Origin of the sequence: Streptomyces sp. NPDC096046, assembly GCF_040303285.1 — a bacterium.
Taxonomy (GTDB): Bacteria; Actinomycetota; Actinomycetes; order Streptomycetales; family Streptomycetaceae; genus Streptomyces.
Window position 1 is genome coordinate 88549 of record NZ_JBEOSZ010000005.1, and the last position, 16857, is coordinate 105405.

General features: G+C 70.6%; 17 protein-coding genes. 8 read left to right on the top strand and 9 right to left on the bottom strand.

Going from position 1 to position 16857, the window contains the following annotated elements:
* Positions 1–331 precede the first annotated feature (331 nt).
* From coxB to ABTX62_RS06485, 4 genes are read left to right on the top strand one after another with little or no spacing between them, the layout of a single operon-like run.
* The gene (gene coxB / locus ABTX62_RS06470; RefSeq protein ID WP_352115118.1) at positions 332–976 is read left to right on the top strand and encodes a cytochrome c oxidase subunit II; all 645 of its coding nucleotides are present in this window, start codon (positions 332–334) and stop codon (positions 974–976) included.
* Positions 973–2649: a cytochrome c oxidase subunit I gene (locus ABTX62_RS06475; RefSeq protein ID WP_352115119.1), complete on the top strand. Its 1677-nt coding sequence runs from the start codon at positions 973–975 to the stop codon at positions 2647–2649. Before coxB ends, ABTX62_RS06475 begins: the two co-directional genes overlap by 4 nt.
* Positions 2646–3005 carry a hypothetical protein gene (locus ABTX62_RS06480; RefSeq protein WP_352115120.1) on the top strand — a complete coding sequence of 120 codons (360 nt, stop codon included), beginning with the start codon at positions 2646–2648 and terminating at the stop codon, positions 3003–3005. Before ABTX62_RS06475 ends, ABTX62_RS06480 begins: the two co-directional genes overlap by 4 nt.
* Positions 3006–3010: 5 nt before the next feature.
* Positions 3011–3547, top strand: coding sequence for a hypothetical protein (locus tag ABTX62_RS06485; protein WP_352115121.1), 537 nt, complete (start codon positions 3011–3013; stop codon positions 3545–3547).
* Between the two features lie 500 nt (positions 3548–4047).
* Here ABTX62_RS06485 and qcrB read toward each other — a convergent pair whose 3' ends face one another.
* The 3 genes from qcrB to ABTX62_RS06505 all read right to left on the bottom strand — a co-directional run bounded on the left by qcrB (position 4048) and on the right by ABTX62_RS06505 (position 7311).
* Positions 4048–5682, bottom strand: a complete 1635-nt coding sequence (qcrB, locus tag ABTX62_RS06495) for a cytochrome bc1 complex cytochrome b subunit (protein WP_352115122.1) — start codon at positions 5680–5682, stop codon at positions 4048–4050.
* Positions 5683–5863: 181 nt separating this feature from the next.
* Complete coding sequence (locus tag ABTX62_RS06500; protein WP_352115123.1) at positions 5864–6253, bottom strand: hypothetical protein; 390 nt, start codon at positions 6251–6253, stop codon at positions 5864–5866.
* Between the two features lie 293 nt (positions 6254–6546).
* On the bottom strand, positions 6547–7311 hold the full coding sequence (locus ABTX62_RS06505) for a sigma-70 family RNA polymerase sigma factor (protein WP_352115124.1): 765 nt from the start codon (positions 7309–7311) through the stop codon (positions 6547–6549).
* Here ABTX62_RS06505 and ABTX62_RS06510 point away from each other — a divergent pair.
* The 4 genes from ABTX62_RS06510 (at position 7291) to ABTX62_RS06525 (ending at position 11504) form a co-directional block, all read left to right on the top strand.
* Positions 7291–7800, top strand: a complete 510-nt coding sequence (locus ABTX62_RS06510) for a DUF4396 domain-containing protein (protein WP_352115125.1) — start codon at positions 7291–7293, stop codon at positions 7798–7800. The two genes, ABTX62_RS06505 and ABTX62_RS06510, sit on opposite strands and share 21 nt — an antisense overlap.
* Positions 7801–7968: 168 nt before the next feature.
* Positions 7969–8463, top strand: a complete 495-nt coding sequence (locus ABTX62_RS06515) for a hypothetical protein (protein ID WP_352115126.1) — start codon at positions 7969–7971, stop codon at positions 8461–8463.
* Positions 8464–8580: 117 nt separating this feature from the next.
* Positions 8581–10383 (top strand): thiamine pyrophosphate-requiring protein, encoded by a 1803-nt coding sequence (locus ABTX62_RS06520; protein WP_352115127.1) that lies wholly within the window; start codon positions 8581–8583, stop codon positions 10381–10383.
* Positions 10380–11504 (top strand): SDR family oxidoreductase, encoded by a 1125-nt coding sequence (locus ABTX62_RS06525; protein WP_352115128.1) that lies wholly within the window; start codon positions 10380–10382, stop codon positions 11502–11504. The genes ABTX62_RS06520 and ABTX62_RS06525 overlap by 4 nt, the downstream gene beginning before the upstream one ends.
* On the opposite strand, the gene ABTX62_RS06530 is transcribed toward ABTX62_RS06525, so the two are convergent.
* The 6 genes from ABTX62_RS06530 to ABTX62_RS06555 form a co-directional block, all read right to left on the bottom strand.
* Entirely contained in the window at positions 11405–13159 is a 1755-nt protein-coding gene (locus ABTX62_RS06530; RefSeq protein WP_352115129.1) for a glycoside hydrolase family 15 protein, read from the bottom strand. The two genes, ABTX62_RS06525 and ABTX62_RS06530, sit on opposite strands and share 100 nt — an antisense overlap.
* Positions 13160–13233: 74 nt before the next feature.
* Entirely contained in the window at positions 13234–13584 is a 351-nt protein-coding gene (locus ABTX62_RS06535; protein ID WP_352115130.1) for a hypothetical protein, read from the bottom strand.
* A gap of 13 nt (positions 13585–13597) precedes the next feature.
* Positions 13598–14110, bottom strand: a complete 513-nt coding sequence (locus ABTX62_RS06540; RefSeq protein WP_352115131.1) for a PepSY domain-containing protein — start codon at positions 14108–14110, stop codon at positions 13598–13600.
* A 147-nt stretch (positions 14111–14257) separates the two neighbouring features.
* Positions 14258–14809 (bottom strand): HPP family protein, encoded by a 552-nt coding sequence (locus ABTX62_RS06545; protein WP_352115132.1) that lies wholly within the window; start codon positions 14807–14809, stop codon positions 14258–14260.
* Positions 14810–14848: 39 nt separating this feature from the next.
* The gene (locus ABTX62_RS06550) at positions 14849–15220 is read right to left on the bottom strand and encodes a sensory rhodopsin transducer (protein WP_352115133.1); all 372 of its coding nucleotides are present in this window, start codon (positions 15218–15220) and stop codon (positions 14849–14851) included.
* A gap of 5 nt (positions 15221–15225) precedes the next feature.
* Complete coding sequence (locus ABTX62_RS06555; protein ID WP_352115134.1) at positions 15226–16656, bottom strand: sigma-70 family RNA polymerase sigma factor; 1431 nt, start codon at positions 16654–16656, stop codon at positions 15226–15228.
* Positions 16657–16857 lie beyond the last annotated feature (201 nt).

Here is a 16857-nt window from a genome sequence, read left to right on the forward strand (position 1 = left end):
GCGACGCGACGGCTGCCGGGGCCTGACCGCGACGCCGCGAGTGGTGACCGTCACGCCGGGGGACCTCCCCGCGGAGCGCGGCACCGATCCCTCGGCGGCCGGGGTGGGAGGTCGGCGAACCCGCGCCCTGCGAAGCCACTCACCCGGAGTGGAAGCGCTCGGTCGGCCGGGTGTCAGGCGTGAACGCCCGGGGCACCCCCGTGGGCGGTGTGTCAGCTCGCAGCTTTAGCGACTTGTCCGTAATGTCCGCATGGCCTCGTTCTCGAACGGTGGACGTGCCCGGGCAGAGGCGTTCGACGGAACGCCGCCGATGATTCGAAATGGTGGCTCAGTGAAGCAACGTGATGTCTTCGGCGAGACCTTCGCCTTGGAGTCGATCGTCGCCGCCGTGGTCTTCCTCGTGGTCGCCGCCCTGTTCGGCTACGCGCTCATCATGCGCCGGGCAGGGCGACGGGTGACCCCCTCCGCGCGTGCCGAACGCCCGCGGCTCGAGACCTACTACGTGGGCGTCCTGGCCGCGTTCGCCGTGTTCCTGGTGGCCTGGACCGCCTGGCAGAACAACCGGGAGCACCGTCAGACGGCCGAGCGGCCCGTGCGGGTCGACGTCTCGGCCTTCCAGTGGTGCTGGAACTTCAGCTACCCCCAGGCGCCCGACTCGCGCGAGGTGGACGGGACGTGCAAGGGAGACGACCTGCCGACGGTGGTGGTACCGACCGGTCGCCCGGTGGAGTTCCACCTGACCTCCCGTGACGTCATCCACTCGATGTGGATCCCGCACCTGCGCTACAAGATGGACGCGTTCCCCGACCACATGAACACCTTCACCGTCACCCTGGACGAGGAAGGCCGCTGGATGGGCAAGTGTGCCGAGTTCTGCGGCCAGCTCCACTACAAGATGCACTTCTGGCTGAAGGCCGTCTCGCCCGAGGAGTACGACCGCTGGCTGCAGGGCGGCGGACAGGGGGCCGCCGCATGACGGTCTCGCCCGCCGTGACGAAGGAGGACACCGGCGGGCGGCCGGTGTCCTCGGGCGGATGGCTGGGCTGGGTGACGAGCACCGACCACAAGCGCATCGGCGTGCTGACCATGGGCACCGCTCTGGTGCTGCTCATGGCCATGGGCACCCTCGCCCTGACCATGCGCGCCCAGCTGGCCCAGCCCGAGCAGCATCTGGTGAGCACCCACACCTTCAACCAGCTGTTCACCATCCACGGCTCCGGCATGATCTACATGGTGTTCACCCCGTTCGCGCTCGGGATGGGCGTGTACCTCGTGCCCCTGCAGATCGGGGCCCCCGGTATCGCCATGCCGCGCTCGACACTGCTGGGCTACTGGCTCTACGCGCTCGGCGCCCTGGTCATGCTGTCGGGTTTCGCGACCCCGCTCGGGGCCCACGCCGACGGGTGGTTCTCCTATCCGCCGATGGCCGACAGCATCAACTCGCCGGGCGTGGGGTCCGATCTGTGGATCGCGGGAGTGTTCCTGTCCACCACCGGCACCATCATCATGGGCTGGACCGTGCTGTGGACCGTGCTGCGCAAACGCACGTACGGCATGACGATGCTGCGCCTCCCGGTGTTCTCCTGGTCGATGATCGCCAGCTCCCTGATGGTGATCGGCGCCTTCCCGGCACTGCTGGCGGCGCTCGTCCTGCTCGCGGCCGGGCGAGCCGACCCGTCGATCTTCGACCACAATGTGTGGAACATCGGATACCAGCACCTGTTCTGGTTCTACGGTCATCCGGTCGTGTACGTGATGTTCTTCCCGTACCTGGCCGCGGTGGCCGAGGTACTCGCGGTCTTCTCCGGGCGCCGCTTCTTCGGCTACACGGGCACGGTGCTGTCGCTGCTCGTGTTCGCCGCGCTGTCGATGAGCGTGTGGGGCCACCACATGTTCGCCACCGGCCAGGCGACCAACGACTACTACTCGCTGGCCTCCATCGCGCTGCTCGTCCCCGCGGGCGTGGAGTACTTCGCCATGATCGGCACCATCGTCGGCGGACGGCTGCGACTGGCTCCTCCGATGCTGTTCGCCCTGGCGTTCATCCCGCAGTTCCTGATCGGCGGGCTCACCGGCATCATGGTCGGCACACCCGTGATCGACTACCACGTGACCGACAGCTATTTCGTGGTGGCCCATCTGCACTACGTGCTGTTCGCGGGCAGTGCCTTCGGGCTGTTCGCCGGGGTGTACTTCTGGTTCCCGAAGGTGACCGGCGTGATGCTGGCGCACGGGGCGACCCGGCTGCACTTCTGGCTGCTGGTGATCGGCACCAATGTGACCTTCCTGCCGATGTTCGCCCTCGGCTATCTCGGCATGCCGCGCCGGGTCGTCACCTACGCGGCCTTCGAGGGATTCGGCTGGATGAACCTCCTGTCCAGCATCGGCGCGGCCTTCCTCGCCGCCGCGATGGCCGTGTTCGCCGTCAACGTGCTGTGGACCCTGCGCCGGCGGACGCTGGGGACCGCGGAGAAGGCGCCGGACGACCCGTGGGGCGGCCACAGCCTGGAATGGGCCACCTCGTCGCCGCCCCCCAGGTTCAACTTCACCCCGGAGCATCCAGTGCCGCCCATCACCAGCTTCGCGCCCCTGCTGGACCTGCGGCAGCGCGAGGAGCAGGAAGCCGCCGCAGACGGGAGCCGGTCGTGAAGCGGCATCTGTCCTTCGTGGTCGTGGCCGGCTGGGGTCTGCTCAACGCCCTGCTCCTCACCGTGCTCGTGGTGTACGGCGAGAACACGATGGTGTACTGGCTGTGGGGCAGCGTCGTCGTGGTGCTGGAACTGGCCGCCCTCCTCGTGCTCGCCTCCTCCCGCACGGGCCCCGACCAGCACGTCCGCTACCGGGTGCCGGACCGCTCGGCAGGCGCGGTGGCCCCCGCCGCGTTCGGCTTCCTGCTCGTCGCCCTGTCCTTCATCTACGGCTGGTGGCTGCTGGCCGTGGCAGGCCCTTTGCTGCTGGTGGCCGCGGCGCTGGCGGTACGCGGTACGACGGCGCGGGAGGAGTGAGCGCGATGGACCACTCGACCCACGGAACGCACCTGTCGGCCGTGGCCATGATGGCCGTGTCGGGCCTCGTGCTAGCCGCCGTGGTGCCCGGTGTCGTGCGGCTCACCCGGCGGGCGCCACTGTGGCAGTGGGTGAGCCTGCCTCCGGGCCTCGCCCTGCCGCTGCTGGTCCTGGTGCACGCGTGGGTGGTCCTCGCCGACCTGGTGCTCCCCTTGCCCACCGGCGTCACCGTCGTGTCGGAAGCGGCCCTGCTCCTGGCCGCCTTCGTGTTCTGGGTGCCCGCCATCGCCCGCACCCGGCACCGCCTCAGTGATCCCGGTCGATGTCTCTACCTGTTCCTCGCCGCGCCGCTGCTGGACATCCCCGCCCTTGGGGTGATCGCGTCGGGGCACCAGGCCGAGGGCCTCGCCATGATCGTCGGCATGCTGCCCCTCGCCATCGCCGCGGCGGTCGTCACCTGGTCGTGGATCCAACGGGAGGAGCGCCAGGCCGTGGACGCCCTGCCCCTCGCGGTGCGCGGCGGTGACCCGGGCGTCCGCTGATCCGGTGCCTCGGTGTGCTCGTCGACAAGGGATCGCCCCGGGCCCCGGCCGGTGCGCCCGCGGGGCGGAAGCCCGACCGGGCCGGGGTCGGAGACCGAGGCGCCCAGTGCTCCTGCGGCCGCGAGAACGTCGACGTCCTCGTGCCCGACGCCCGTTCCCGCCCGCCCAGCGGCTTGCGCTGCCCGATGGAGGCCACCGGCCGCCAGGTGCTGACGCCAAGCCTGCGAACGCTGCCGTAGGACACGCCGGTCAGTTCCAGGCCGTTCGCCGGAATGGCGTTCCACTCCTGGCGTGCCACCTCGCGGGCCTTGCCGCCGATGCAGACAGAGGCGTCCGAGAAGAATCCCAGGCGGGGCGGGACGCCGGTGTGTCCCACCGCTCCCGCGACGTCCGGCAGCACGACGTCCGGCAGCGGATCGGTCAGCGGATCGCCGCGGGCGGGGTTCTCGCCGGTCCTGCCGCGCGCGGCGGTCTCGTGCGTCCGGCCCGGAACTCCTCGCTCACGACTCGCCGGTCTCGTCCGCCTCGCCGGGGCCGGCCCGTACGGCTTCGACGCGGCGCCGCTGCCACGCTGTGGCGGGCATCTCGACCCGCTCGCCGAAGTACCACCGGCTGAGCGCGTTGCGGAGGCGGTGCTTGCGGAACCAGCGCCAGACCTCCGTACCGTGTGCCCGTGGCCGTGGCTCGGCACGTACGAGGATGCGATAGGCCTCGGCCGGCGGAAGCAGTGTGCGTGCCTGCTGGTAGCCACCGTCCGTGTTCTGCCGTACCTCGGCGGTCGACAGACCTTCCAGCAGGCGTCGGCGGTCGGCGGCCTGCAGCCCCAGGCAGGCCCGTTTCGTGGCGTGGTAGGCCAGGAACGGCACCAGGAAGAGGGCGGTGCGGAGGGTGTAGGTGATCACCTCCAGCGGGATGCGGAAGACGAGCGCGATCACGTCCTGCCCGCCGGCCAGGAGCAGGATGGCGTAGGCGGACACGGCGGCGACACCCAGGGCGGTGCGGGTGGGCTGATCGCGCGGGCGGTCGCACAGGTGCTGCTCGGGCATCGGCCCGGTGATCCACCGTTCGAAGAACGGATAGCTGTAGAGGATGACGAACAGGGCGGTCGGCAGCACCACACCGGGCAGGAAGACGTCCCACACGATGGTGTGCCCGGCCACGTTCGTCTCCGCGGCGGGTGTCAGGCGCAGCGCGCCCTCCAGGAAGCCCACGTACCAGTCCGGCTGGGAGTCGATCGAGACCTTGTCGGCCCGGTAGGGACCGAACGTCCAGATCGGGTTGATCTGCATCAGGGCGCCCATCAGCGCGAGGACACCCCCGACGGTGAACAGCAGGCCGACGGACTTGGCGGTGTACTGCGGGAAGAACGGCTTGCCGATCACATTGCGATTGGTGCGGCCGGGCCGGGCCCACTGGGTGTGCTTGTGGTAGATGACGAACGTCAGGTGGAGGGCTACGAGGGCCAGGAGCACCCCGGGCAGCAGCAGGATGTGGGCCACGTACAGACGCGGGATGATCTCGTCACCGGGGAACTCGCCGCCGAAGACGAAGAACGACAGGTAGGTCCCGACGATCGGGATCGACAGCATGATGCCCTGGGCCGTGCGCAGGCCGGTCCCCGAAAGCAGGTCGTCGGGGAGCGAGTAACCGCAGAAGCCCTCCAGCATCGCCAGCAGGAACATGGTCACGCCGATCGTCCAGTTCACTTCCCGCGGTCGCCGGAAGGCGCCCGTGAAGAAGACGCGCAGCAGGTGCACGCCGATCGCGGCCACGAACACCAGGGCACCCCAGTGGTGCATCTGACGGATCAGCAGACCGCCGCGGAGGTCGAAGCTGATGTGCATGACGGAGGCGTAGGCCTCCGACGTCATCACGCCCTGTAGGGGTACGTAGGAGCCGGTGTACGGGGATTCCGCCATGCTGGGGTCGAAGAAGAAGGTCAGGTAGACACCCGTGACCACGAGGACGACAAGGCTGTACAGGGCGATCTCACCCAGGAGGAACGACCAGTGGTCGGGGAACGCCTTGCGTAGGAACTCCTTGCCCGCGGAGCCGACCGGCAGGCGTTTGTCGAGCACGCTCACCAGCCGCTCGCCGCGCGTGGCGGATCGGGGCGATCCGTTGTCGTCAGCCACGGGCACCGTGTCTTCGCCCTCCTGTAGCCACTGCGGCGACTGCACTGCGTGCTCAGCCGCCACTGTCCGTTCCGAGCCTGGCATGGGTCCCCCCGCCGCACGTCGCCGAAACGGCGGTGGGGGCAGGCGGCGCGAAGCTCACCCGCGCGAGCAAAGGCAGGGAGGTGCTGCGAGCCGCCGGCTAGGGATCGGTCCGGTGCCTGAGCCGCTCGTTGTGCCAGGCGATGGCGCTACGCAGTTCCGCTTCCTGGAGCCCGGTACGGCAGCCGAGTTCCTCCCAGCTGAGAACCGGTGGACCGCAGGTCAGCGCGAGGGTGACCTTGGCTGCCCAGAGCTCCTCACGCACGAAGGGCCGATGCCGGTACCGCTCCCTGATGACGTCGAAGTGCGGGTCACCGCAGGCCGTCACCCGGCGCAGGCCGTCGAACCAGTCGCAGGTCGGATGTGCCGACGAGGAGTCGGTGACGTACCCGGTCACCGCCTCGCTCCGCGGGAACGTGGCGGCGCACAGGTCGCACAACTCCAAAGGTGCCGCGGCCTGCGCGCGAGCGACCTTCCTGCGTTTCCACATCGCGCTACCTCCAGGGGGTGCCGTGCCCTGCCGACCGGAACTCACCATGGGCGGGCTGCCACCGGCTCGCCACCGCGCGGCGCCGCGCCCGGCGGGTGCCGGGGGCCTTTCGCAGGCGGAACCTCCTCCACCGAAGCGGTGGCGAGACCGTACGCCGGACGGGGGACGACGCCGGAGGCCATGCTTCCTCGTCTCCCCATGAGACGCCGGGGCGATCGGCCGGAGGATCGGTGATCTGAGCGCCGGAGTTCCCGCACGGTGCCGGATCAGCGGCGAGGGCGCCACCCGCCCGCTCAGCATTCCGTCATGGCGCGCCGAAGAAAGGCACAGGATCGGCTCAGCAACCGGGACACCTGCATCTGGGACACACCCACGATCGCCGCGACCTCCCGCTGGGTGTGCGCATCGAGGTAGTAGAGCTTCAGTACGCGACGCTCGCGGTCGGGCAGTTCGGTGATGAGGGAGCTCAACGCGACGAGATCGGTGACGTGATCGAGGGCCGGGTCGTCGGCGCCCAGGGTGTCGGCCAGGGACACGCTCCGCACCGGGCCGCGCTGCTCGTCGATGGAGACGGGGTTGCGCGCCCGGTCGGCCCGGAGCGCCAGCCGAACCTCCGACTCGGAGATGCCGGCCACGCGCTGCAACTCGCGGAGGCCGTCACCCTGGGAATGCCCGGCCCGGCTGAGCTCTTCCTGGGCGAGGCGGACCCGGCGGTGCTTTTCCTGCACGCGGCGGGGGACGTGCACTTCCCACGTGTGGTCACGGAGGTGCCGTTTCAGTTCCCCGTCGATGGTGGGAACGGCGTACGACAGGAAGGCGTGACCACGTTCGGGGTCGAAGCGGTCGACCGCCTTGACCAGACCGAGACAGGCCACCTGGTAGAGGTCTTCGCGACTGTCGATCGGCGAGCCGTAGCGACGTGCCATTCGCCGGGCGACCGGAAGGAAGGCTCTGATCACGGCCTCTCGCAGTTCCACCCGCTCCGGACCCGGGGGACAGGTGGCCATCCGGCGCACGAGTTCTTCCTCGGTCGTCCGGTGAGTCTGGGTCGTGAACATGGCATATCCCGCTTCCTGCGCGACGGAGGCGATGGCCGGGGCTTGCGAGCACCTCGGGCTGTTCTTCCGGCACGACCCGAGTGCCCCGCGTCGTTTGCCCTATGCAAAATAGCCGGGGATTCCGGGTTGTTCGCCACCGGCCTGACGATCGCGGGCAAGGCGCTCTACGCCGACTTCGCGCTCGACTTCGCCTTCGCCTGGGTCCTGGGCGTGGTCTTCCAGTACTTCACCATTGTGCCGATGCGGAACATCGGCCGCGCGAAGGGGATCTGGGCCGCGGTCAAGGCGGACACGCTGTCCATCGTCGCCTTCCAGGTAGGCCTGTTCCTGGGGATGTGGATCTATCAGGAACTGCTCTTCGCGCCCGGGCTTCCCAAGACGACGGCGACCTACTGGATGCTGATGCAGGTGTCGATGGTGTTCGGGTTCTTCACGGCCTGGCCGGTCAATGCCTGGCTGGTCCGCAAGGGCTGGAAGGAGAAGATGTAGGCCGGGACGGCGCCGGCACCGCGAGCCCGTGCGTGGCCGGGGAGCCCAAGCCGAGCGACTCGCCCGTGCGGCACGCCGGGTTCCGCGGTGACGGGTCGGCCTCGTGCGCAGAATGAGCAGGCCGAGGCGGTACACGTCGGTCGATCACCTCATGAGGAGACCAGCGACATGCATGTCCGGTACCTGGCGCACGGGATGCGGGCCTCGCTCCGCAACAACGGGCAGGCCTACGGATTCTCCGTTTCGGTCACTGTCGCCCTGGGCCTCCTGAACGTCGAGGCCAAGGTGCCCGGAGCAGCGCATCTCGTCTACTTCGCCCTGGGCGCGGCCGTCGCGTTCAGCGTGCTCGAACTGCTGGCGTCGAGAGGCTTCCGCAAGCCGCTGGAGAAGGAACCGAGCACCGTCACGGCGCTGGGCGTCTCGCTCAGCCTGGCCTCCGTGGGCTCTTCGGTGATGCTGGCCTGGGGCACCGCTCACTTCGTCCGGGGCGTGCTCGCCTGGCCGGTGACCGCCTTCCTGGTGTCGGTGGTCTACTGCGCGGTGGCCGGGATGGAACTGGGTCTGGCCCAGCGGGCCCAGGAATCGTCGTCACACGGCGACGAGACACAGCGGGAGACCGAAACGGAGGAGTCCGAAAGCCGCAGCGGCCACGAGGAGGAGTAGGAGCCCTGTGTGTATGCCCCGAAAGCGCTAAAACAGCCCGGCACGAGCTGGTTTATGGGCGGATGGGGGGAGGGACCCAGAGGCGCACTGTCCGCATGAACCGACCAGGAGACGTCCATGAACCAAGTCGCTGACTACGTGCTGCGCCGCCTGACCGAGTGGGGTGTGCGGCGGGTCTACGGCTATCCGGGCGACGGGATCAACGGTCTGCTGGGTGCTTTCGACCGGGCCAAGGGTGAGCCGGAGTTCATTCAGGCGCGGCATGAGGAGATGGCCGCGTTCATGGCGTGCGCGCATGCGAAGTTCACCGGTGAGGTGGGCTGCTGCGTCGCCACGTCGGGGCCGGGGGCCGTTCACCTCCTCAATGGTCTGTACGACGCCAAGCTGGACCATCAGCCCGTCGTCGCCGTGGTGGGCCAGCAGAAGAGGCTCTCCCTCGGCACGCACTACCAGCAGGAGGTGGATCTCGAACGCCTGTTTGCTGATGTGTCCGAGTTCTGCCAGATGGTGGTGCACCCGGGGCAGGCCCGGCACGTCATCGACCGGGCCTTCAAGACCGCGCTCACCACACGCGGGGTCGCCACGATCATCCTCCCGAACGACATCCAGGAGGAGGACGCCCAGCCCTCGCCGCCGAAGAAGCACGGCTCGGTGTTCTCCAGCGTCGGCTGGAGCCGCCCGCGCGTCCTGCCCGACCCGGACGAGGTGCGCAAGGCCGCCGACATCCTCAACGAGGGAAGCAAGGTCGCCATGCTCGTCGGGCAGGGCGCCGCCCGCGCGTCGGCCGAGGTGGTCGAGGTGGCAGAACTGCTCGGCGCGGGTGTGGCCAAGGCCCTGCTCGGCCGTGAGGTGCTGCCCGACGACCTGCCCTTCGTCACCGGCCCCATCGGACTGCTCGGCAGCAAGGCCAGCGACGACATGATCCGCGGCTGCGACACCCTGCTGATGATCGGCAGCAGCTTCCCGTACTCCGAGTGGCTCCCGGACGAAGGGCAGGCACGAGGTGTGGAGATCGACATCGACGGGCGCATGATCGGCATCCGCTACCCGATGGAAGCGCATCTGGTGGGAGACTCCAAGGAGACCCTGAAGGCGCTCATCCCCCTGCTGCGACGCAAGGAGGACCGGTCATGGCGGGAGAAGATCGAAAAGAACGTCGTCGAATGGAACGACCTGTGTGAGCGGTGGGCCGCCCAGCACTTCGACGGCACCATCAATCCGCAGGCCGTCGCGTCCGAACTCTCGAAGAGGCTGCCGGACGACGCCATCCTGACCGCCGACTCGGGCTCGGGCACCAACTGGTGGGCCCGCAACATCAAACTCCGCGAAGGCATGCGAGCCTCGCTGTCCGGCACCCTGGCCACGATGGGGCCGGGCACGCCGTACGCCATCGCGGCGCGGTTCGCCTACCCGGACCGCCCGGTGATCGCCTTCGTGGGCGACGGGGCCTTCCAGATGAACGGCATGAACGAGATGATCACCGTCAAGCGGTACCTCGACCGCCTGGCCGGCTCCCCGCCGTTCGTCTTCTGCGTGTTCAACAACCAGGACCTCAACCAGGTCACCTGGGAACAGCGCGCCATGTCCGGTGACCCCAAGTACCCCGGATCGCAGACCATCCCCGACATCCCCTACGCGGCCTACGCGCAGCTGATCGGCCTCAAGGGCATCGTGTGCGACGACCCGGCGAACATCGGTGCCGCCTGGGACGAGGCGCTGGCCTCCGAGGTCCCGGTCGTGCTCGAGTTCAAGGTCGACGCGGAGATCGCCCCGATCCCGCCGCACATCATGGCCGAGCAGGGCAAGAAGGCCGCCAAGGCCGCTCTGCACGACCCCGAGAGGGCGGGAATCACGGCCAAGGGCGTACGCCAGAAGGTGACGCAGTACGCCGAGCACCTGCCGGGCCGGGGGAAGTCATGACCGACAAGCGCGGTAAGACCGAGGTCGTCGTCGTGACGGGGGCGAGCGGCGGCGTCGGCCGGGCCACGGCCCGGGCCTTCGCCGCCCGCGGCGCCTCCGTCGCGCTGCTCGCCCGCGGCGAGGAGGGACTGGAGGGCGCCGCCCGTGACGTGCGAGAAGCGGGTGGCCGCGCGCTGCCCCTGGTGGTCGACGTCGCGGACGCCGAGGCCGTCGACGCGGCGGCGGAACGGGTCGAGGCGGAACTCGGCCCGATCGACGTGTGGGTGAACGCCGCCTTCTCGACCGTCTTCGCCACGATTCCCGAGGTCAAGCCGGAGGAGTTCCGGCGGGCCACCGAGGTGACCTACTTCGGTTTCGTGCACGGCACCCAGGCGGCCCTGCGCCGGATGATGCCGCGCGACCGGGGCACCATCGTGCAGGTCGGCTCGGCGCTGGCGTACCGCAGTGTCCCGCTGCAGTCCGTCTACTGCGGTGCCAAGAGCGCCATCCGGGGCTTCACCGAGTCCCTGCGGTGCGAGCTGCTGCACGAGCGCAGTGGCGTGCGCGTCACCATGGTGCAGCTGCCGGGCCTGAACACCCCGCAGTTCAGCTGGGTACTGTCCCGGTTGTCCCGGCACCCGCGGCCGGTGTCTCCCGTCTACCAGCCGGAGGTCGCCGCCCGGGGCGTCCTCTACGCGGCCGACCACGCGGCGCGGCGCGAGCACTGGGTGGGCGGCTCCACCGTCGCCACCCTGCTCGGACAGCGCTTCGCCGCCGGACTGCTGGACCGTTACCTGGCACGAACGGCGTACGACTCGCAGCAGACGGACGACCCCGTCGACCCGTCCCGCCCGGTCAACCTCTGGGAGCCCGTCGACAGCGCGGCCGGCAGCGACCACGGCGCGCACGGCGTCTTCGACGACGAGGCCCACGAGCACAGCGTGCAGTTGTGGCTGTCACGTCACCGCAGGCCGATCGCACTGGGTGCGGCCCTGGCCGGCGGCGTCGGCTCCGCGCTCGCCGCCGGACTGCGGCAACAGCCTCACAAGGGCAGGGTCGAGGCGTCGTTGAGCCGGACGGCGCACTCCAGCAGCAAGGCGTGGACGAACGCCTGGGGCAGGTTGCCGCGCAGCTGGCGCTGACGTACGTCGTACTCCTCCGCGAACAGCCCGGGCGGTCCACAGGCCGTCCGGGTACGTTCGAACCAGCGGAAGGCGCCGACCCGGTCACCGAGGTGGTGCGTGGCCAGCGCCATGTGGAACCCGCACAGCAGGAAGGCACCCTCGGCTTCGCCGAGCGGCTTTCCCGGGTGCTCGAAGCGGTAGAGATAGCCGTCCCGGGCCAGCCGCTCCTCGATGCGGGCGCGGGTGAGCCCGGTACTGGGATCGTCGGGGGCCATGCACCCGCGTGCCAGCGGCACCAGCAGAGCCGCCTCCGGGCCGTCGTCGTCGGCCGCGCGGCGCCAGTACCCGTCCGGGTGCAGGCAGCGCCGGCGGGTCTCGGCCAGGACGGACTCGGCGATCTCGGCCCCCCGCCGGCCCTGCGCGCCGGGCAGGACGTCCGCGATCCGGCGCAGTCCGCAGACCACACTGAGCCGCGAATGCGTCCACCACCGTTCCTCCAGTTCCCACAGGCCGGCATCCCGCTCCCGCCACCGGCGCTCCACGGCGTCGACCGCGACGCGCACCGCATCCAGCGCGTCCTTGGTCAGCCGGTCGTGGCGAGCGGCGGCCGCGAACAACTGCAGGGCCTCGCCGAAGGTGTCGAGCTGGAACTGCGAGGCCGCCTCGTTGCCGATCCGGTCGGCACCACCCGGATAGCCGGGCAGTGACAGAGGGCTCTCCTTCGGCATCGGCTCCCCGGTGACCGTGTAGGCGGGGTGCACGCCGTCACCGTCGGCGAGGATACGGCCGGCGGTGAACTCCACGGCGGTGTCCAGGAGCTCGTGAGGCCCGTGCGCGGCGACGGCGAGGCCCGCGTAGCACTGGTCTCGCAGCCAGGTGTAGCGGTAGTCGTAGCTGCGCCCGGAGTTGGCCCGCTCCGGCAGGGACGTGGTCGCGGCGGCCACCATGCCGCCCGAGCCGCTGGTCAGCCCGCGCAGCACCGCGTACGCGTGCCGGGCGTCGCGTGGGGCGGCGAGAGCAGAGCAGTCCGGGACGGCGCGTCGCCACTCCTGCTCGGTGCGGGCCCAGAGCTCGTCCGGGTCGAGCCGCTGCCCGGTGGGAGCAGCGGTGGACAGCTCCAGCACGAGGTCGTGCTGGTCGCCGCTTTCCAGGCGAAAGTCGCCGCGCAACCCGGCCCGGGGATCCCACGTCGCTCGCGGGGCCCCCAGGAGCCGCATCCGCAGCCCGCCGCCCGTCGCCGTCCAGACACCGTCTTCCAGACGGGGTTCCCGCAGGTGCCCCGTGCCGAAGCCGGGACGCGGGTCGAGTTCCATCCGCGTGCGCGCCGCACCCCTGATGACCCGCATCCTGCGGAGCAGGACGAGACGGTCGGGCGAGGCCGGCATGGCCAGGGCGTCACGGCACTCGATCACGGAGTCCGCGCTCACCCACCGGTGCACCCGGATGAGCGTGCCCTCCTGGTACGCGCCGCCCCAGACATGCCAGGGGTCCACGGGCGTCCACGCGAAGTGTCCGCAGCCCCCGATCAGCGCCGAGAAGACCGCGTCGCTGTGCCAGCGCGGCGCGCAGAGCCACACGACCCTGCCCTCCGGATCCACCACAGCGCCACGCTCGCCGTCCGCGAGCACGGAATACTCCCGCAGGACGTGGGGAGGGCAGGGCACATCGGACATCTGTGATCGCTTTCGGGCTCGTTCCGCCATGGAGCAGGGGCTGTCCCGGCGGGGGTGACCGGAAACCGTCGGCATCACCCGTGCCGGTCGCCGACGCGTCCGGCACGGGCACCGCGCACCGAGCTCAGCGTGAACGCGCAGGCCACGCAGAGGTCGGTGAGGGCCGCGCCGCGCCAGCGTTCGCTGCGCAGTGCCAGGCCGGCCATGCTCACGGCGTGCGACGCGTCGAGCGCCGTCCTCCAGGCGGGTGACAGCAGGCCCCGGGTGGGGGCGGCTCCCTGCAGGACATGGCGCACGCCCAGCGCGCGAACGGCCGTCCGGCCCGTCCGGCCCGGCGGTGTCCGGAGCAGACGGTGCAGCAGAACATCGGGGAACAGCGTGAGTGTGGCTCCCCACACGACACGGACGACGGGCTCGGACACCATGACGCGGTCACCTTCATTCGATGGGCGAAGCCGTGGCCGAAAGCGGCGGGCCGGGCTCGGTCGTCCGACTGCGGACCACCTTGCCGGTCACGGCGTCGACCTGGTAGATGTGCGTGTGTTCCGGACGGATGGTCGTGACACCGACCGACCAGACGGGCTGGTCCTCCCTGCCCCTCGTCAGCCCCACGGCGGTGACCTTGCCGTAGCGCGGGTCCTCCACCGCCGTGGCGGCCACCTGCTCGGCGGCCTCTTCCGGCAGCACCTTCGCGGCCTTCACCAGTTCCGCGGTCCGCGCCTTCCGGGCGGGCGGCTGTTCGGGCGGCACGAAGGTACCCAGCATTCTGCCCAGGGTGGCGTCCACCCGCACGACGTGCAGCGTGCCGTCCTCGGTGGCGACCTCGGTCCGCCACACCGGGTCCGGCCCGGAGACCTGACGCACGTCGACGGAGAACAGCTTGCTCTCGGGCACCTCGTCGAGCGCCTTGCGCACGGCACGGTCGAACGGAAACTCGACCTGCTCCAGCACCTCCGGACGGTCGGCGGGCGGTGGCCCATCGCACGAGGCCAGCAGTACGCCCAGCAAAGCCGGGGCCGACAGGAACACGGCCCGCCTTCGGCGCAGAGCGGTGCCACGCCTACGCGCGCGACTCATGCGTTGCCTGCCTTTCTGGTCTCATCCCGCGCCGTCCGCCCGGCCGGAGGTGGCCATGGACAACAGGGGAGCGACCGTGAGCACCAGGGCCAGCCCGGTCAGCATTCCGTACAGGGGCGGCCCCGGACGGGAGATGCCGGAGGTGATCAGAAGCGCCGTGGCCGCCGCCGGTGCATGGTGGGCGTCGAGCAGGTGCAGCGTGAACAGCGTCAGTCCCACCGCCAGGGCCTGCGCGCCGATCTGCGCGGCGGTGTCCTGCTGCCGCTCGACGATCGACGGGTGCCGCCACAGGCCGAACGCGGCCAGACACGCCAGTCCGATGCCGACCGCCGAGGAGTGGCCCACGACGGCGGCACGCCACCGTGACACCAGAGTGCCGGGGTGGGCGAGGAGCAGGTAGGCCGTCGGGCCGATGGTCGTCGTCAGCGCCACCCACCCGATGAGCCGCCCACAGGCACCGATTCCCGCCAGCAGCAGGGCCGACAGCAGGAACAGCCGGGCACCCGAGAAGACCCGATCGCGCAGGGGCCCGCCCGGATTCCGCCCACCGCCGCCCGCCGACCACGCCGTCATGGCCGTCCGCCGAGCAGGAGGTTTCCGCGGCTCACGGGGTCAGTCCGCGCAGTACGCGATGGTCGACAGCAGGGCGTTCGCCGGCTGCCGACTGTCCAGGCGGGTGTGCTGGACGACCACCGGAACGTCGCTCACCAGCACGGACGCGTAGTCCGCGCCGACGGGCACCTCGCCGTCGCCGGCGAGTTCGTTGAACCGCTGGTGGAGCGTACGCCGGGCGGGCACGGTGACCTCGTACGGTCCGGCGGGTTCACGGTCCGGGAAGAAGACGGTGATCTGCACGTGGGCGTCCGCGTCACCGGTGTTGAGGATGCACGCGGTCTCGTGGCTGAGCATCTCCTCCGGTCCGGTGCTGGAGCCGGGGATGAAGCCTTCCGGGATCACCCAGGTGCGTTTGCCGAGGTGCTGCACGTCGTTTACCTCCCTGGAGCGGGTGTCGGGCAGGGGATCGCTCGCGCCGTGCGCACCGGGGGAGGGGAACGCCCCGCCCCGCCCGGGCACCGACTGTGGACGGGCGCAGCGGTGGATCCGGCGGTGGACGTGACTCGGGGGACTCCCCGGGCGGCCGCGTGGTGCTTCCGGTGCCCCGCGCGCCGCTGTGACTCGACACCGTTCCTCCGGTACGGCTCCAGCCACGGCATGTGCCCGGATCGCGATCGCCGCCGGATCCGGCGCCCGGTGACAGCCGCGACGCGCGCGGGGAGGACGCCGGGACGGCCGACGTGAACGGGCTGCCTTCTGACGGACCCGAGGTGGCCCGGAGCCGCCGACGCCGGACCAGAAGCCGAAGCCCGGGTGGAGGCCAAAGCCTGGGTGGACGCCGTAGCCGGAACCTGAGTGGGAGCCGAAGCCGGAGTGGAGGCCGCAGGAGCAGCAGGGGTGGACGCCGCAGCCGCCGGGCGCGCCGCGCCACCGGACCGCGTGAGACGGTCCGGCTCGGTCGTGCGGAGTCGGGCACCGGGCCGGCCCGGTGACCGGGCGGCCCGGTCGCGGACCGGCCTCCGCCGCACCTTCTCCTCGCCTGCCGGGCACGGCTCGGACTCGGGCGCCAGAAGAGCGTCTCGGAGCCGACCGAGACAACGCCGCAGAATCCGCGAGACCTGCATCTGCGAGACGCCGATGACGTCCGCGATCTGCTGCTGGGTCCGTTCCTGGTAGAAGCGCAGGTAGAGGACTCGGCGGTCCCGCTCCGGGAGCTGTCTCATCTGGGTCACCAGCGCGACGGTGTCGACGACACGGCCGAGTGCCGCGTCCTCGGAGCCGATCAAGAAGGCCGGCGGCGACTCCTGGTCGGACCTCGCCGGTTCGTCCAGGGATCGTGGGCGGCACTCGTGCAGCGCCCGCAGGGTGGACAGCACCCGGTCCGGTTCCATCCCGGTGTGCTCGGCGATCTGCTCAGGGGTGGGCGAGCCGCCGCCGAGCCGCTGCTCGAGTTCCTCGACCGCCTGGAAGACCGGCCCGCTCGCCTCCTGAAGGGAACGGGGGAGACGCACGGCCGTGGTGCGGTCACGGAGATGCCGCCTGATCTCACCCGTCAGCTTGGGAAGCGCGTACGAGAGGAAGGCGTGCCCCAGGTCCGGATCATAACCGTCGACGGCTTTGATCAAGCCGACGGAGGCGACCTGGACGAGATCGTCGAGGTCCTCTCCATGGCGCCGGAAACGGCGTGAGACCCGGCGGACCAGCGGCAACAGCATATGGATGACCTGGTCCCGCAGGACGGTTCGCCGCGGTCCCGGGGGCTGCCGCGCGAGTTCGCGCAGCAGCGCGTCGAGTCGGTCCGAGAACGGCTCCGACGCGGCGGTGGTGTCGCTGTGCGGGAGCGGGACGGCGGTTGTGGCGGGCATGGGCCTCGTGGGGGTCGGGCCGGCGAGGACGTGCGGCGGCGCACATGAGGCGCCGTCGCCGAACGCCGGGCGAACGGTGAGCAGGTTGCCCGCAAGGCCGCATCGGACGCCGCCGTCCAATGACGCGCGGACGTGTCACCGCGTCCTCGCAGGACCGTGTTGTCTTTTCCGCGCCGTGGAGTCACCCGCCTCTGCCGCCAT